The organism is Bacteroides sp. MSK.20.82 (assembly GCF_019052485.1).
Lineage (GTDB): Bacteria > Bacteroidota > Bacteroidia > Bacteroidales > Bacteroidaceae > Bacteroides > Bacteroides thetaiotaomicron.
Genome location: NZ_JAHQUN010000058.1, coordinates 1 through 17,207 on the forward strand (window position 1 = coordinate 1; position 17,207 = coordinate 17,207).

The window sequence follows — 17,207 nt, forward strand, 5'->3', positions numbered from 1 at the left end:
TGAGCCAGGATCAAACTCTTCATTGTAAAAGTATTGTTAATCAGCATTGCTGCTGCTTTTTGCTCTGTTCAGGATGCCGTACAATTTATTGACTTCATTAATACCTTATGACTCATACATATTACTACATATAAGACAAGTATTGACGGTTCTATTTTTTTCTTGTACTACTTGTATTGTTTATCAATATTTCAAAGAACATCTTGCTTTCGTTTTAAAAGCGGGTGCAAAGGTAAGGGGTTTTATTTTAACTACCAAATATTTTCGGAAGTTTTTTTTCGTTTTTCTTTTTCTATCGTTTTTCAGGCTCTCTTAGCGAAAGGGAAAGAAGGTAAAGAAGAAAAGCGTAACACCTTTTCTTTGCGAATCGGACTGCAAAGATAAGAACTTTTAGCTTTATCTTCCAAACTTTATCGGAAGTTTTTTTGTTCTTATGGTTAAGCAGACACTTGCTTTTACACTAAGTCAATTTATCAAGGCTTTCTTCTCTTGGAAAGCGGGTGCAAAAGTAGCCCCTTTTCAAATATACTCCAAACTTAAATCACTCTTTTTTTGAATTATTTTTGAAAAGACTCGCTAAAGTGTTGAATCATAAGGATGTTGTAGAACATATTTTTCTCGGATACAGGAGGAACAGAGGAAAGGCATGCACATTATTATATTCACACGCGCGTTAGGCAGGGCGAGCCCAAGTGGATGCACCAGGGAAATGAAGAGGAAATAGGGGGAGGTGGTAGGTGAATACATTACTCTATCATTTACAAAGAAATAGGAACAAACATTATTTATCCTACCACCTCGGTCTGCGACCACTCCTCCTTCCAGAAGGAGGAGATTTAAGATAGAATCGACTTGTTAGTCACCACCTACTTACGTGTCAGCCAGGCTCTCTATAAAAATAAAAAACTATAAATTGCTGTCATCTGTCACGTTGTTGGGGATAATAATTTGAATATGAGTGATTAATGAGGTGACGGCAGTAGGTGATGGCAGTGTGACGGCAAACTTTGCTGTCACACTGCCTTGTTTTCAATGGTTACTTATGGGCTGTTGGTCTATATAGAGCTTTTTAGTTTCTCCCGTTTGAAACTTTTGTTTCTCCAGCTTGGAACTAGAGTTCCATCGGCTTGAAACTAAAGTTTCAAAGCCTTGAAAACAAGGTTTCGGACGCTTGAAAACAGTGCTTCAAGCGTAGGGAATGAGTGAAACAAGGCAGGAACTGATGCCTTACTTATATGATTCAATTAACTTGACCGCACCAACTGTTCGATTAACCTGCTCTTCCAAGAAACAATAAATCACTTATCACTCAAAAACAGATGAGTTATCAACCATTAAAGACTGATTTCTCAATTATTAATGTCTGAAACATCAATCGTTAATAATTGATACCTCAGATATTAACACACTGTAAATCAAATGACAATATCAAACAAATGACAGATAATGATACATGGAAGAGTGAGAGCAAACGTTTGCTCTCATACCTGCTACCACAATTGCTGCCATACCTGAAACTACGATGAATAAAGACATACAGACAATCTGTTAGAGCATGAGGGCAAAACGGATATCAAATCACTGTGGAGCGTAAAGAGAATAAAGCAAAATGTATGTTCATTTCAAATAGAACCTTTGTTTATCTCAAATATAAGTTCCGCTTTAAGATAAACAAAGATTCAATGCGCACAAATATATAATAACAAAATATCGAAAGTAAGTCCCAAATACCCAACACTTTTATTATCCTTTCAACTAGTAATAGCAGGCTTAGAAACTGCATATATTCCTATAAATGATACAGGAATATTATCATCAAAGAAAAAAAAGATAATAAGCTTATTATTAAAGTTTTAAATTTAACAACAGGAAGTATTACTAAAACAATAAACATCAACAGCAAATTACAACTCCCCAAGTTCAAGTTCATCATAAGGGCGATAGAATTTCTAGTAAATCCTCACTACTTATCAGATCATTTTATCACACACACCCTGCCTTCCTCTTACCAAAGACATACACAATAGCCGATCAATAGAGAGATGATAAGACACGAGAAGCAATTTCGGGATTACTTCTTTTCTTTATTTTATAATCGTTTCCACGCACCCGTTTTTGAAAAAAAGATAGAAAGAGCTGGAATACATCCATTGCACTTCACCATTTGATTCTGAGATTGTTTGCGGTTTGCCAAAAGCCAGCAGGCATTCATCTTCCGTCATCCCCTTTACCGGTTTACCGATATTTATTTCATTCCAATGGGTGATAGGAGAAAGCTGGTTTGTGCTGACAAAATCAAACAGTTTGTTCAGCATCTGCGATTCTATTTGCACAAAGTCATCCATAGTTTCCTTGTGAGAAGGCTTCTTCTCAGGTTGTAGTTTTTCCATCGGAGTGACTTTCTTCATTATAACCACCGATGATTCTATCTGAATATTGGAAAGATAATAGACCAGCTTCCCATCTTTTACCTGAAATTGGGCTGTACAATAGTACATATTCTTTTGTTTGGCATCCGCTTGGGAAGTAAGCACCAAGTTACAACTAAAACTCTTGGCAGAAACGCTCACTTCTGTTATTCCGTCACGCTGTGCAGGGCAAACATTTTTAATAGTCCACAACAGAGCATTAGCATAAATACTTTCATCGTTCATCGAACTGAAAGGAATAAATCCGTTGACTACATATTTGCTGCCGTCCGCACTGAGCGGATAAGTATTCTTTTGTTCAGTAAAAGTTTGTGCAATCAAAGAGGGCAATACTCCACTCAATAATAATACAATTACCCAAAGTCTCAGTCTTGTTATCATACGTCGCTATGTTTAAGAAAACAGCATTCACGTCTTTCCCATCAAATAGAAAAGAGCGCAAATGCTGAAATTTATATGATTAAAATATGTGTCTCAATTAGAAAGCAATACCCAGACGGATCATAAAGTTACTAGTCTTGATTCCATCGAGATCGGAAAATACATCAATGAATCCACGCTGATAAGTGAAATCCAGATTGAAACGGTCATACCACAGTCCTACGCCAATATTCATACCAGCATCGAAATGATTGTAATCCACTTCCAGATAATCTGCAAAATCTCCCCAGCTGATGCTTTCACCACTTTCTTTCATTTTGCTGGTATAGTCATAACTGGCAAAAACACCCAGATGCGGATCGATGCTAAGATTGTCCGCTACTCCAATTTTCCATCCGAAAGTGAACGGTGAATATTGAATATTGTGTGCGATACATTTCATTTCATCGGCTTTAAACCCACGGGAACCGAGGCCGAATTCCATTCCCCAATATGCTCCGGCACCGCCCATAGGCTTTTGATAGCCGAATGTAGCATTGTAGCCAATGTTTGAATCCGCTTCAACTCCGTCACCGTTGAGGTTCATGATGTTCAGGCCTGCACGCAGGAACCATTGTGTGTTACTCGCTTGCTTTTGAGTCTTGACGATTGCACTTCTGGATGATACAATCTGTGCCTGTGTTCCTACGCACAACAAAAGCGCAGCAACAATTGATAATACTTTTTTCATTATTGTCTATGTTTTTTGGTTATTAATTCTTGTTCTTTATGACAGGTGCTATTTTGGTTCTATCATCGGCACCCGAAAGTTTCTGGATACGTATCCATTCGTAATCTTCTGTCGTGGCAGTATGCCAGTTGGTGAACACGCCCGGATAACCTACGACCGTAACCGTATATCCTCCCGACTTTTCATCATCCTCTATTTTAAAAGTGGCTCCCATGATTACATCACAATCGTTCTTGATAGTGGACAAATAAGTTCCCCATGCACGGATGTTATCAAGTTCACCTTTCATAGCAACTTCCACCTCTTCTCTGCTCAGTGTCCATACATCCTTTATTCGTCCTTTCTCTTCAAGAATTTTCACCTCTACAACTGTAGGCTTTACACAAACTTCGGTTACTGCATCTCCGGCACGTGCCTGCGCATCACGAAACTTAAAGACAGTCTTTTGCGCATACGTCCCAATGACACAACCGAAAACCAGCATCATAATTAGAATCAGCTTTTTCATATTCTTTTGTGATTTTATGTTAATATGCCGCAAAGGTATGCGAAAGAAATATACTAATAGGAGAAACAATAGTTCCAATAACGACACGAAACCGTATCCTATTTGGAGACATCCGAAAAACTTCCATTACTAATTCTATCAGACAAGTCACGAAAAAAATCATGACCGAGAATACAAGAGATACGCCAAAGAAGATGGATGTCGATATTCTCTTTTCTAAATATTTTATAAACATTCGGGCGGGTACAGCACAACTGCGAAGCAAACCAAGTGACCGTACGTCCCTGTTGGTGGAGCGTGCGTTCAATAAGTTGCCCCGCATGAATCATACTATTTTTGTCTATGCACATACCAATAACTATCTGGGCTATCACTACTCAGACCGTTTCTTGAACTTGGCAATAATTGTATAGTCAACTTCTTCGTCTTTCCATTGAAGCGTCATTTCATCACCTTTGAGAGACTTGACCTGCCATTCTTCAGTCCAAGTTGTACTCCACATTACCTTAATTTTGTTACCGGATATAGTCCAGGCGAAAGAATGATGTCCCATCCGTTCCAGAAGCTGGTCACTCCCACTGTCTATGTCTCCTTCGTACTTACCATCTTCTGCTGGGTGATTACTAAAATATATGTAGTAGTCATCATCGTCATAGCTGCTTTCCCAAGTTTCGCCATCCTCACTCCAACACTGATAGTAACAAATCCAATATCCAGTAACGGACGCAGTGTTTACATCTGTGTCATCATCCTTACTACACGCTGCAAAAAGCAAGCAGCACATGACCAGTGCAAGACCGGACGTTATTAAAATCTTTCTCATACACAATAATTTTAGCTATTATTTTTATCTATTAATACATTGAGTGCAAATATAATAAAATCAATATCAACATTTTTTAGCTAAAATGCCAGTTTGTGATTAAATGGTCAAAAAGGAGGATCATTCTCTTTAAAAAGATGTTTATTATGTCTATTTTTGTTGTGCAATCTCGGAGAATATTGATAAATACTTCCCTATTCTTTGTTTACCTTTTCAAGAATGCCATAATATATTATTTTAGATAATCCAAGATACCTTACGCGAAGATAGAATTGTACAAAAAGATTAAGCCCTATGTAAGTTAAGTATTCGTTCTATCCCGTTTAATTCTTCAGCAGTAAATTCCAACTGGTTTAAAGCCTGCAAATTGTCTGCCAGCTGATTCACTGAACTCGCTCCTACTATGACCGATGTCATCCGTTCGTCTCTCAGCACCCATGCCAAAGCCATTTCCGCCAGCGTCTGTCCACGGTGACGGGCGATTTCATTCAATTGCCGGGCAGCCTCCACCTTTTCAGGCGTCACTTGCGAGCGTTGCAGAAAAGTGGAAGGACGTGCCGCACGTGAGCCTTCGGGGATACCATTCAGGTATTTATCCGTCAGTAATCCTTGCGCCAAAGGAGAAAAGGCGATAAAGCCGGAACCATATTCGGCAGCCAGAGGAAGGCTTTCAGCCTCAACCGCACGGTCGAACATACTATAACGATACTGGCTGATAAGACAAGGAACGCCTGCTTTTGCCATCATTTCATAGGCAATCCTCGCTTGCTGAGGAGGATATTTTGAAATTCCGATATACAGAGCTTTCCCTTGCTTTACAATATCAATCAACGTTTGAATGGTTTCTTCTACCGGAGTAACTCCGTCATAGCGATGACTATAAAAGATATCAAAATACTCCAGTCCTGTCCGGCGCAGACTCTGATCGATGCTTGCCATCAGGTTTTTGCGGGAACTGTTACCGCCATAAGGTCCTGCCCACATATCATGTCCGGCTTTGGAGGAGATTATTATCTCATCCCGGTATCCCCGGAAGTTTTCTTTGAGAATCCGTCCGAAATTAGTTTCGGCACTTCCCGGCACAGGGCCATAGTTATTAGCAAGATCGAAATGGGTGATGCCATGGTCGAAGGCATATTTAATCATGTCGGTCGCTACACTAAAGTTATCTACGCTACCGAAGTTATGCCACAATCCTAAAGAGATGAGAGGCAGTTGCAAGCCACTCTTGCCACAGTATTTATATTGCATCCGATCGTAGCGATCAGTAGCCGGCTGATTATTCAATGGGTAATCCATAAGGTTCAATGTTTTTTTCGTTATTGCAAAGAAAGAGAAAATATTTTAATAACGTTCCATCTTATTGCTAAATTCAAAGGTTGAAATCAAGGAACAACGTCCTTCAGTCTGCCAGTAAAGGAGACACATTCTGATCAAAGAAGACAGATGATGTCACTATACTGACAGTACGATGGACGGTCCTTGGAAAACCAGTCATACAAACCCTAAAAAAACTATTTCAACAAGTTCTCCTTGAACTCTATTTCTACAATACGCAATTCATGCCCGGTCTTGTCCCCATCCTTCGCTTTAAACAAATCCAGTTCATTGGCAACGGGGGCGGCAACTTCTACTATTTGGCCGAAGGCATCTCCTTCTTTGCTTGTACCCTTCAGCCGGATGGTAATTTCATTGGTCAGTACCGGTTTTACATCCAAGTGGACGTATCCCAGACTCTTATCCGTATCTCCGCTCCATATCAGTTCTTTGCCTGCATATATCTCCAGCGGATAACTGCGCATACGCCATCCGGTCAGTTTCATACAAACTTCATCCACCCGTGCGGCACGTTCCAACTTATAGGTAATCCATGCGGTAGCTGCCTTCCCGTCATTCCGCCATTCGCTCAGTTCATTATCATCGAAACTGTTGACTGTATTCTCATTATTGGCTCCGGCAATGGCGGAAACGATACCGACATCCACTTTTGAGACCTTGTATGAAGGAGTCTGCGGAGTCTCACCACGAGTCAGCCTGCCTTCGAGTTCATCACCGGGGATATAGCTACTCAAACCGTTTTTCACTTCGACAGGTGAGGAAGTAAGGCTGATTTCTGCTGATTTCAATCCGTCGGCCTTCGCTGTGATACGGACGTTTCCGGCAGTAGTGAGCGAACGGATCAAAGCACGATTGATGCCGCATTCTACCGGCAAGTCTTTTGAAAGGATATAATTATTTTCTCCTTGTGCGATACCGCCACGCCATTCAGCAGGTCCTTCTACTTCAAAGTGTATCAAGTCATTTGCCAGCGGACAACGGTTGCCGTCTTTATCCATGACTTCTACCTGAAGCAATACCATATCGGCACCATCCGCTTTCCATCCTTCGGGACTCTGGATGAAACTCAATTGAATCTGTTCCGGCTTGCCTGCGGTCTGCAACTGAGTACGGCAACATTCTTTTCCGTTTTCGTCGTATCCTACGGCCTCCAGTTTGCCCGGTACGAAAGCGATATCTTTGAAGGTATACAGAAAATGATAATCCCGTTCACCATAGCCCAAAGACTTACCATTCAGAAATAATTCTACTTTATCGGCACTCGATACGACATATACCGGTTTCACTACCGTGTCATTATAATTCCAATGACCGACGATATAGATGCGAGGACATTCCGTATCTACCCAGCCGTCCCACATCACCTGATGTGCAAAGAAAGGATCTTTAGGAATACGCATGGCGTCGGTTACTCCGCTACGACGATAATTTTCTACTCCGCGATAGTGCGTATTGGTATCGGAGAAGATTATCTTCACGCCACCCGAACTTACACGGTCACCCGTTCCCGGACGTTCTCGCCAGTAATCGAACCAGCGAATGATATTTTCGATGGTAAAGGAATCCTGATTACGGTTGTAGACACGGGCATCCACTTTCTTCTGTACTTTGTTGGTAACGGTGGACTTATAAGAATTGCTGCCGTCTCCATCCTTGTGATAAGGATAGGAATAATCATCCCAGTATTTGCGCAATCCCTCGTCACGGCAATACTCCATTGCCCACATCGGATGATGCGCACTCTTATTGATATACAGCATTTCGCCTCCATATTCCGCTTCGCGGATGTCCAGCATTTCACGGGAACCGATTGCACGACCGCCGTGAGGGTCGTACAAATCACGTATCGCTTTCATCTCAATCATGTGTTCACGACTGATGGACTCATTGCCGCATTCATAAAATATGATACTCGGATTATTGCGGTTATAGATGATGGCGTCGCGCATCAATTCCGTACGCTGTTCCCACTGACGTCCTTCACAATCTTTTTCGGCATCTCCCGCCTGCATAGCCTGAATCAATCCTACACGGTCGCACGACTCAATATCCTGTTTCCACGGGGTGACATGCATCCAGCGCACGAGGTTCGCATTGCCCTCCACCATCAGATGATTGCTATAATCGCTCAGCCAGGCAGGTACGCTCATCCCGACTCCCGGCCATTCATTGCTTGTCCGCTGGGCAAAGCCCTTCATCTGAATGACACGGTCATTCAGCCAGATCATTCCTTTACCGAAGCGCGTTTTACGGAATCCGGTGCGGGTGGCAACTTCGTCTACTTTCCTGCCATCTACCCACAAGCTTGTCTTTACTGTATACAGATAGCCATATCCCCAGCTCCAGAAATGCAGGTTATCCACTTCGGATGCCGCTTTCAGCGTGATTGTTTCACCCGGTTTCACTACCGCCTTTGTTCCTTCGAATGTTTGGACGGATGTGCCGTCACGGTCTATCAGTTCTACTTGATAGGAAACGTGCTTATCACGGTTATATTCGTTTCTGATTTCAGATTCCGCATGGATAATGGCCTTGCGCGATTTCACACGGATGTCTTCGGCATAGATGTAGACTCCGGTCGTTTTGAGATTACTATATAAAGGTAAAGTCTGATACAGACGGTCGGTGACGTGCAGCCATACATTTTTGGGGATACCGCCATAATTGGCATTAAAGTTCTTATTGCTCCACTGGTATTTCGTGCCCGTCGCCCGTTCTTTATAATTCCAGTCATTGTCGATGCGGACTGCGATTACATTTTCCTGCCCGTACTTAATATAAGGAGTCAGATCAAAACCGACAGCCATGACACCATTCTCGTGCAGGCCGACATTCTGACCATTTATATAGAAATCCGCCCCTTGACGGACTCCTTCAAACTCTACAAAAACTTTCTTATTCTTGCTGTCGGCAGGCAGACGGAAATGTTTCCGATACCACATAATCGTATCGGTCAGCTCATCAATGCTCAGGCGGAAAGCCTCATCTTCATTGAAGGCATGCGGTAAAGTCACTTTCTTCCACTCCGAATCAGAAAAACGCGGCTGCTTTGCCTCGGGAACATCGCCCACATTAAGCAACCAGTCTGAATTGAAGTTATATTTATTACGGACATCAGACGATGTCACGAACTGGCTTATTCCGATAAAAGCCAAAAAGAAAAAGAGGATTCTATGTCTCATAGTATGTCTATTTATCTGTTCGTGGCAAAGCTAGTGCAAAATATTACATATGTCCATAGACTAAAATACAGATTGCATAGAGATTTGTTCATAACTGCAAAGGAATGAATCAAACAGTAGTACACAATAGTAACTCCATTCTCCTCCTTCGGGAAGGAGGAGTGGTCGCAGACCGAGGTGGTAGGAAAAACAATGTTTATACCTATTTCTTTGTAAATGACAGGATTATGTATTCACCTACCACCTCCCCCTACGGGTACTCCTCCTTCCCGAAGGAGGAGAATTGAAGATAGAACCGACTATCATTTAGCTCAAAACCGTATGGTAATGAACAAAACTGTGTGGAAAGAAAGCTAAAACTGGAAATAAATAAACGGCTGAATCTCCGAACTCTTCATCTGAATGACCAGATAAATCAGAGCCACCATCAGCAGAGCTTTCCCTAAGAACGGCAAGCGAATGACTCCACGGCAAGCAGCATTCTCCCAACTATCCGGAGTGAAATGAAGCAGAAAGCCGAGCAGCATCAAGGCAAACACGCGCCAGTATCCTTCGATCAATTGTGGAAAAAGCTGCGGACGAAAAGTGGTGAATATCTGTCTCAACATATCCATCGAGTTCTGAAAATCAGCATTACGGAAGAATATCCAGCAGAAACAGACAAAGTGGAAAGTGATAATGATGCCGAATACACGACGCCAGCCATGACTTTGTTCCCCTTTCTTACGACCGGTGATGGACATCCACATCTTATGCGCCGCCAAAGCGATGCCGTGAAATGTTCCCCAAAGCACAAAGTTCCAGGAAGCTCCGTGCCACAATCCGCCCAAAAACATGGTAATAATCAGATTCAGATACTGCCGGAACTTACCTTTCCGGTTTCCTCCCAAGGATATGTACAGGTAATCGCGCAACCAACTGGACAATGAGATATGCCAACGCCGCCAAAATTCAGTAATAGAGGCGGACTTATAAGGAGAATTAAAGTTGAGATTAAAATGAAAGCCCAGCAGCAGAGCGATACCGATAGCCATATCGCTATATCCGGAGAAGTCACAGTAAATCTGCAAAGCATATCCGTATACTCCCATCAGATTCTCGAGACCGGAATAAAGGGTCGGATTATCAAAGATACGCTCCACGAAGTTGACACTGATATAATCGGAAATGATTGCTTTCTTGAACAAACCGGAGAGAATAAGGAAAATCCCCCGTCCGAACATCTCCTGAGAAACGAAAAGCGGTTTCCGGATTTGCGGAATAAAGTCACGGGCACGCACAATCGGTCCGGCCACCAGCTGCGGAAAGAAGGATACATAAAACGCGTAATCCAGTATGTTGGTCAATGGCTTGATGTCTTTCCGGTAAACGTCAATGGTATAGCTTAATGACTGGAAAGTGAAGAATGAGATTCCTACAGGCAGGAATATATCAAGCGCCGTAAATTCTCCTCCCATCAACGAGGCAATCACTCCACCCAGAAAATTAGTATATTTAAAGTAGGCAAGAAGCCCCAGATTGACTCCCAAACTCAGAGTCACCAGGCCTTTACGCTTCCAGCGTCCTTCGGTACGGTCCATCCATTGCGCCAGCAGAAAGTCGCAAACCGTGACCAGCGCCAGCAGGAAAAAGTAAGTGCCGCTGCTCTTATAATAAAAGTAATAAGAGAAAAGCGTCACAAACAGAATACGGGCCGTATACTGACGCTGCAACAAGGTGTACACGATCATAAAGGCGGCAAACAGCCAAAGGAAGATACCACTGCTGAATATCATAGGTGCCTGCGGATCGTAGGTAAGCACCTCTTTTAACCGGCTGAAATCAATATCAATGGGAAACATAATCGTTATAAGCTTGAATAATGGCTTGGTATAATAAATTTCCTTGCAGGATATATCCCTCAGGTAAATAATGCACATGATCGGGACGCATCAATTTCGCTTCCGTCCAGTTGGTACAGGCACGGCGCTTGCCCCCTACTACATCGTACATATCCCACACGAGCAGACGATGATCTTTGGCATAACGGCGGATTGTTTCTGCTGCCGTAGCCGTCCGGGGATTGATGGCGTACGTACGTTTCCGCCGCCTTTGCCGGAAACTTTCGTAAGAACCCGGAGGTGTGGTGAGAAGAATAGGGACATCGGGAAGGCTGTCGCGCAACAGTTTGACAAGTTCGTCCATCTGATTATAGTGCAGGTTGACGTTATATCGCCGGTTATGACTTTCGTTGGTTCCGAAGGACAGAATCAGCAGTTCCGGCTTCATGGCTGCAATCTCGGCAATACGTCCCGGATGGGTAAACGTCAGACAGGTAGCCCCGTTCACCCCCATATCGGTATAAGAGACAGCACCAAAGGTTTCTTTCAGCAGCGTTCCCGTAGTCTGCGGATAGATGTGCCCGCGTACGTGACTGTCTCCGATATGGAGAATACGCACCGTATCTTCGGAAAGTCCGGCACGTACCTGACGGAGACGTTCAAACACGGGTGTCAGCAGAGCAATGCTGTCGATTATTTCATTCCTTCCGGTTTCGCGGAAAGCGGAAGGAAAAGAAGTCTGCACGGCGATGGTATCATTCGCCCAATTCATTTCCCGCAAAGGTTTTATCATTTTCAAGGTCTTCCCCAGTGGAGGACAGGCAGGGATACGGTCTTGCGCCTTTCCTGCCGGAAGAAGAAAGAAAGTTCCAAGTACCCCCAAGATAAAGCCCAGCAACAGGTTATTCTTGCTCATAAGCACGCCTCCTGTCATATTGTTCCTTACCGTATATCAATGTTTCATAGAGCAGTCCTGCCAGGTGTTTGCCTCCCCGGAAGTTGATATGAGTATAATCGTAGTTCGCCATCGAAGGTTTGGCATGTACGAGGTTCGCCATACTGCCTTCGCCTCCCATCGCTTCAAACATATTCCAGAAAGCGATGCCGCTTTCGGCAGCAATGTTCTGCTGATAGCGAATCAGATTCTTGACTCCCGGCATGGTACGAAGTTCGCCATCTTCCGTCTTATAATCACGGTCGCCGACACTTAACAGCAAAATACTCGCCTGTGGAAAACAATTCTTCAGATGTTCGATAGAAGTGAGCAGTCCCTTCTGATAGTTATCATAAATGCGCCCCCGTTTGGTAGCCACATTCAATCCGTATTCAAGAATAATCAGATCATAAGGACGCTGCTCGTTAAACTGACGCAGCATTTGTTGCGGAATCCCCCGCAACGATAAGCCGGAACTGCCTCGCAAGGAGAAATTATCAAGAATGATTCCTTTCTTACCATCCATCGCCAAGCCATAGAACAGCGTAGAATCGGCACGATCTACCGTCCACCGGACAGAGCCGATACGTCCTTCAACGGAAATCTTCTGCAAATCGCCCGAAGGTCCTAAAGAGTAGTTCTTACTCTCCCCCCGATTCACACGGGCAGTAAGATGAACGGAATCTTTATTATAGAAGAAAATAGAAGCCTGCTGACAGGTATCAAGCAGCGAAGCATATTTGCTTTGCCCCCTCAACTCAACGTATGCCCCTTCACGGGGAATAAAGTAGTGTCCGGAAATACCCTGTTTCTTTTTATCGAAATACACACTGTCCGTCACCGCATGACTGGACCATCCGCCGAAAGTATGCCGCACGGTAGGACGATACCCGCTCGTCATCGAAGTAATTGTGACAAATCCGACACCGCAACCGCCAAACCGCTTCTGAAGCATTTCACGTAAATCAGCCGTAAAGATATCCGCCTCTATAAATGAATCACCGAAAACGGCGATACGCACCAGCCCGTCATGATCCGGATGAGAAGAAGAAGTACGGTCGAGCGCTTCATAAAAAGAAGCCATGCCGCGACGGGTAGAGTCACCGTAATCTTCAATACAAGTCATGCCCGCACGACAGGTATCGACAAAAACCGGCTTTACGACAGGAGGCAAAGGAATGGTATCCGAATCGGCCACCACCACTTCCTGCTTCGGATAGCGAAGATCGCTTAAAAGATCGACACGCCTCATCGTGTGTCCGTCGATCGTTATAGCCGGAAGCCAGTGCAACCCAAAGAGTGCTGCAAACACAATGAGTACAAGCCATAACGAATATTTCAGGTAGTTCTTGATAATCTCCATCTTATAAGTAGATATAAGCACTCATTAAGTCCTCGTTTTTTATCCGGTGCCGAGCCACCTCCTCATCGGTGCCGAAGGAAGGCCTCATCGGTGCCGGACCACAAGTTCATCGGTGCCGGACGTTTTCAGGCTGCAAAGATAGGGAAAAGCAAGAAAAAAGAAGGGAGAATCTACATTATTTATAGATTCTCCCTTCCGATTATTGATTCACTGTACGAACGCTAGATGGTCCGTTCAATGTTCCATACAAATGCACGTAATCCCAGCTGTTCGGTCTGCAAGTCCATCTTATGCAGTGTATCCAGCAACGGATCGACTTTATTGTCATCGACCACCGTAAGGATAGCCGAACACATACTGGGCCAGGCATGACTACCGAAGTGCGGATCGCCTGTCTTTGAGCCACGTCCCTGCACCTTTTCAAGGTATGTAAAGCCACGGCAGTTCAGACGGTCGAGCAATGCCATGATCCGTTCGTAATAAGCCTGATCGAATGTTATCAATACTGATTTCATATTTCTTTTCTGTTATTTCTTAATAATTTCATCTTTATGTTCCTGGAAATAGACATCCAGTTCGCGTTTGCGATGGAGTTTACGACGTCTGTTCTTGATACCTGTTCCGGCAAATACACAGTACAGCGTAGGAATCAGGACGAGTGTCAACACAGTAGATACCGTCAGACCACCGATTACGGCAATCGCCATCGGACTCCACATCTCAGAACCTTGTCCGCCACCGATAGCCATCGGGATCATACCCAGAACGGTCGTGGCTGTTGTCATCAATACCGGACGGAGACGGCTCTTACCGGATGTCACCACAGAGTTGATGACCGCCATACCCCGCTCTCGACAGAGCGTAATGTAGTCGATGAGCACAATACCGTTCTTCACCACAATACCGATCAGCATGATACCTCCCAGCAAACTCATTACACTCAGCGTACTGCCCGTAAAGAACAACGCCATCAAGACTCCACTAAATGCAAACGGCAGAGAGAACATGATAATGAACGGATAAGTCAGAGACTCGAACTGTGCTGCCATTACGATGAATACAAGAATGACAATCAGGATACCCAATGTTCCCAAGTCGCGGAACGAATCCTGCTGGTCTTCATACGAACCGGAAATCTGAATCGTGATTTCTCCCGGAATATCCATCTTATCAATAAGCTTGTTACCTGCTGCCACTACGTCACCCAACGGAGCACCGGAGATAACGGCGGATACGGTCACGATACGTTCACGGTCTTTACGCTCAATGGTAGGAGGCGCAAAACGTTCGACTACCTTTCCGACATCTTTTACACGCACGGACTCGCCTTTGGCATTATAAATAAGGATGTTCTCGATGCTTTCCAGACTTGTACGATATTCGGGTGCATAGCGCACTTTGATATCATACTCATCCCCGTCTTCACGATATTTGGAAGCAACGGCACCATTGATACGATTACGCAAGTAGTTACCGGCTGTAGCCAGGTTCAGTCCGTGCATCGCCAGCTTCTCACGGTCGAAATCAACCTGATACTCGGGCTGGTAGTCACTACGGCTGATGTTCACCTCGGTCACCCCTTTCACGGTCAGCAACTCACGTTTCAAACGGGCTGCTACGCTATCAGTCATCGTCATATCGTATCCGTATATCTCAAAGTCGGCACTTGCCTGAGCAGACATACCTGTATTACTACCTCCCAGAATAACCTGTGCCTTGCTGAACTCCGGATAACCTTTCAAGTCCTGACGCATCTCGTCACAGACTGCTTCCAGTGAGATATCACGATCTCCCGGGTCTACCAGACTGATGTTGAAGGAAATAATGTGCGAGCCGTTGTCCTGCATGGAAGCCCACGTATTATCCGAGTCCGCCTGACCTACGGTATAGTTACATACCTTCATGATATCTTTATACTTCGTCAGCCACTGGTTAGTCAGCTTCTCGGAAAGTTCCTGAGCAATCTCTTTTCGTGTACCGATCGGCAATTCAAGCTGAACAGCAATACGGGCATTATCCTGTGCAGGGAAGAATTCCGTACCGATTCCTTTCGCACACAGCAAGCTGACAACGAAGAAAGCAATACATCCCACAATCACAACCGGACGATGACGAACTGCCCAGTTCAGCATTTTCGCATAACCTGTATCGAGTGCGTCCAACGCTTTCTCTATCGGAGTAAAGAAGAGCTTGAACATCTTCGACGGCCGCTTCTGCAGGCGAAGTAATTGCGAACAGAGCATCGGGGTCAGTGACAGAGCCGCGACGGTAGACACAAACATGATGGCACACATCATCCAGCCCAGCTGTTTGAAGAGCACACCGGACATACCGCTTACCATGGTCAACGGGAAGAACACAGCGATCATGGTCAGCGTAGAAGCGATTACGGAAATAGCCACCTCATTCGTTCCATGTACTGCTGCCTGTTTCGGGTCCGAGCCACGCTCAATATGTGTCGTCACGTTTTCAAGTACCACAATCGCATCATCCACCACCATACCGATGGCAATAGACAGAGACGACAGTGAGATAATGTTGATCGTATTTCCGGTAATCGCCAGATAGATAAAGGAGGCGATCAACGAAAGCGGAATCGTGATACAGATAATCAATGTCGCACGCCAGCGTCCCAGGAACAGGAACACGACGATCACAACGAACAGCAAGGCATACATTACAGTCTCTGCCAAACTGTCAATCGTATTCAAGATATTATCGGAAGTATCGACAATCACTCCCAGCTTCACATCACTCGGCAGGTTCTTCTGCAAACGCGGAAGCGCTTCTTCTACCTTACGGGAAATTTCTACAGAGTTGGCGCCCGACTGCTTCTGAACCACAATCATCGCACCCTGCACACCGTTATTATAGGTTTCCTGCGCACGCTCTTCCACCGTATCCACGATGCGGGCCACATCACGCAGGAAGACATTCGCTCCATTGTGCGTACCTACTACGATATCTGCCAACTGGCGGGAATCATCAAACTCCCCTTCCACACGGAGGGCATACGTCTCACTACCGATATCGAAGTTACCGCCCGGAATATTCTTGTTTTCGGCTCCGATAATAGAGCTGATAGTTTCAATGCTCAGGTTATAAGCTTCCAGTTTGTTAGGGTCGCAATATACCTGAATCTCACGCTGCGGCGCACCACTGATAGACACCGTTCCCACACCGGGAATACGTGCCAACGGGTTAACCACACGGTCGTCCAGTATCTTGTAAAGCGCGGCCTGGCTCTCATTGGCCTGTACCGAAAGCAATACAATCGGAATCATGTCCGTACTGAACTTGAAGATGATCGGATTCTCGACATCATCCGGCAGCTGTGAGCTTACCATGTCGAGTTTGTCACGTACATCATTCGTCAGCACGTCAATATCATTACCAAACTCAAACTCCAATGTAATCAATGACATATTCTCGGAAGAACGAGAGGTAATATGTTTCAGGTTACTCACCGCATTCAAGGTATTCTCCAGCGGCCGGGTAACGTTATTTTCTATATCCGAAGCACTTGCGCCAGGATATGCGGTCATTACCATGATCGTATTTGTATCGATGTCCGGATACAAGTCGATAGGTAACTTGGACAAAGAGAAAAGACCAAAAATCACCACTGCCAGAAAGCAGAGGGAGGTCATAATCGGTTTCTTAACCGCACCTTCGTATAAACTCATTTCTTTATAGTGA

Annotated in this window: 13 protein-coding genes; 1 reads left to right on the forward strand and 12 read right to left on the reverse strand. The window is 44.5% G+C overall.

Annotated elements, in window-relative coordinates:
- Positions 1-2,084 precede the first annotated feature (2,084 nt).
- From KTR07_RS24820 to KTR07_RS24850, 7 genes are all read right to left on the reverse strand, one after another.
- Positions 2,085-2,810: a hypothetical protein gene (locus tag KTR07_RS24820; RefSeq protein ID WP_113748116.1), complete on the reverse strand. Its 726-nt coding sequence runs from the start codon at positions 2,808-2,810 to the stop codon at positions 2,085-2,087.
- A 97-nt stretch (positions 2,811-2,907) separates the two neighbouring features.
- Positions 2,908-3,540, reverse strand: coding sequence for an outer membrane beta-barrel protein (locus tag KTR07_RS24825; protein WP_008762074.1), 633 nt, complete (start codon positions 3,538-3,540; stop codon positions 2,908-2,910).
- A 22-nt stretch (positions 3,541-3,562) separates the two neighbouring features.
- Positions 3,563-4,048: a hypothetical protein gene (locus KTR07_RS24830; RefSeq protein ID WP_008762073.1), complete on the reverse strand. Its 486-nt coding sequence runs from the start codon at positions 4,046-4,048 to the stop codon at positions 3,563-3,565.
- Positions 4,049-4,146: 98 nt separating this feature from the next.
- Positions 4,147-4,377: a hypothetical protein gene (locus tag KTR07_RS28555; protein ID WP_081030631.1), complete on the reverse strand. Its 231-nt coding sequence runs from the start codon at positions 4,375-4,377 to the stop codon at positions 4,147-4,149.
- A 44-nt stretch (positions 4,378-4,421) separates the two neighbouring features.
- Positions 4,422-4,871, reverse strand: coding sequence for a hypothetical protein (locus KTR07_RS24840; protein ID WP_055221688.1), 450 nt, complete (start codon positions 4,869-4,871; stop codon positions 4,422-4,424).
- Between the two features lie 285 nt (positions 4,872-5,156).
- Entirely contained in the window at positions 5,157-6,170 is a 1,014-nt protein-coding gene (locus KTR07_RS24845; protein WP_113748115.1) for an aldo/keto reductase, read from the reverse strand.
- Between the two features lie 215 nt (positions 6,171-6,385).
- The gene (locus KTR07_RS24850; protein ID WP_113748114.1) at positions 6,386-9,391 is read right to left on the reverse strand and encodes a DUF4982 domain-containing protein; all 3,006 of its coding nucleotides are present in this window, start codon (positions 9,389-9,391) and stop codon (positions 6,386-6,388) included.
- A 104-nt stretch (positions 9,392-9,495) separates the two neighbouring features.
- Here KTR07_RS24850 and KTR07_RS24855 point away from each other — a divergent pair, with 104 nt between their 5' ends.
- On the forward strand, positions 9,496-9,678 hold the full coding sequence (locus KTR07_RS24855; RefSeq protein ID WP_147338187.1) for a hypothetical protein: 183 nt from the start codon (positions 9,496-9,498) through the stop codon (positions 9,676-9,678).
- Positions 9,679-9,744: 66 nt separating this feature from the next.
- Here KTR07_RS24855 and KTR07_RS24860 read toward each other — a convergent pair whose 3' ends face one another.
- From KTR07_RS24860 to KTR07_RS24880, 5 genes are all read right to left on the reverse strand, one after another.
- Entirely contained in the window at positions 9,745-11,232 is a 1,488-nt protein-coding gene (locus tag KTR07_RS24860) for an MBOAT family protein (RefSeq protein WP_055221682.1), read from the reverse strand.
- Positions 11,219-12,127 carry an SGNH/GDSL hydrolase family protein gene (locus tag KTR07_RS24865; RefSeq protein WP_055221680.1) on the reverse strand — a complete coding sequence of 303 codons (909 nt, stop codon included), beginning with the start codon at positions 12,125-12,127 and terminating at the stop codon, positions 11,219-11,221. Before KTR07_RS24865 ends, KTR07_RS24860 begins: the two co-directional genes overlap by 14 nt.
- Positions 12,114-13,508 (reverse strand): SGNH/GDSL hydrolase family protein, encoded by a 1,395-nt coding sequence (locus tag KTR07_RS24870; RefSeq protein WP_113748872.1) that lies wholly within the window; start codon positions 13,506-13,508, stop codon positions 12,114-12,116. Before KTR07_RS24870 ends, KTR07_RS24865 begins: the two co-directional genes overlap by 14 nt.
- Positions 13,509-13,729: 221 nt before the next feature.
- The gene (locus KTR07_RS24875; protein ID WP_008762066.1) at positions 13,730-14,023 is read right to left on the reverse strand and encodes a PG0541 family transporter-associated protein; all 294 of its coding nucleotides are present in this window, start codon (positions 14,021-14,023) and stop codon (positions 13,730-13,732) included.
- Positions 14,024-14,035: 12 nt separating this feature from the next.
- Positions 14,036-17,194 (reverse strand): efflux RND transporter permease subunit, encoded by a 3,159-nt coding sequence (locus KTR07_RS24880; protein WP_008762065.1) that lies wholly within the window; start codon positions 17,192-17,194, stop codon positions 14,036-14,038.
- Between the last annotated feature and the right edge of the window lie 13 nt (positions 17,195-17,207).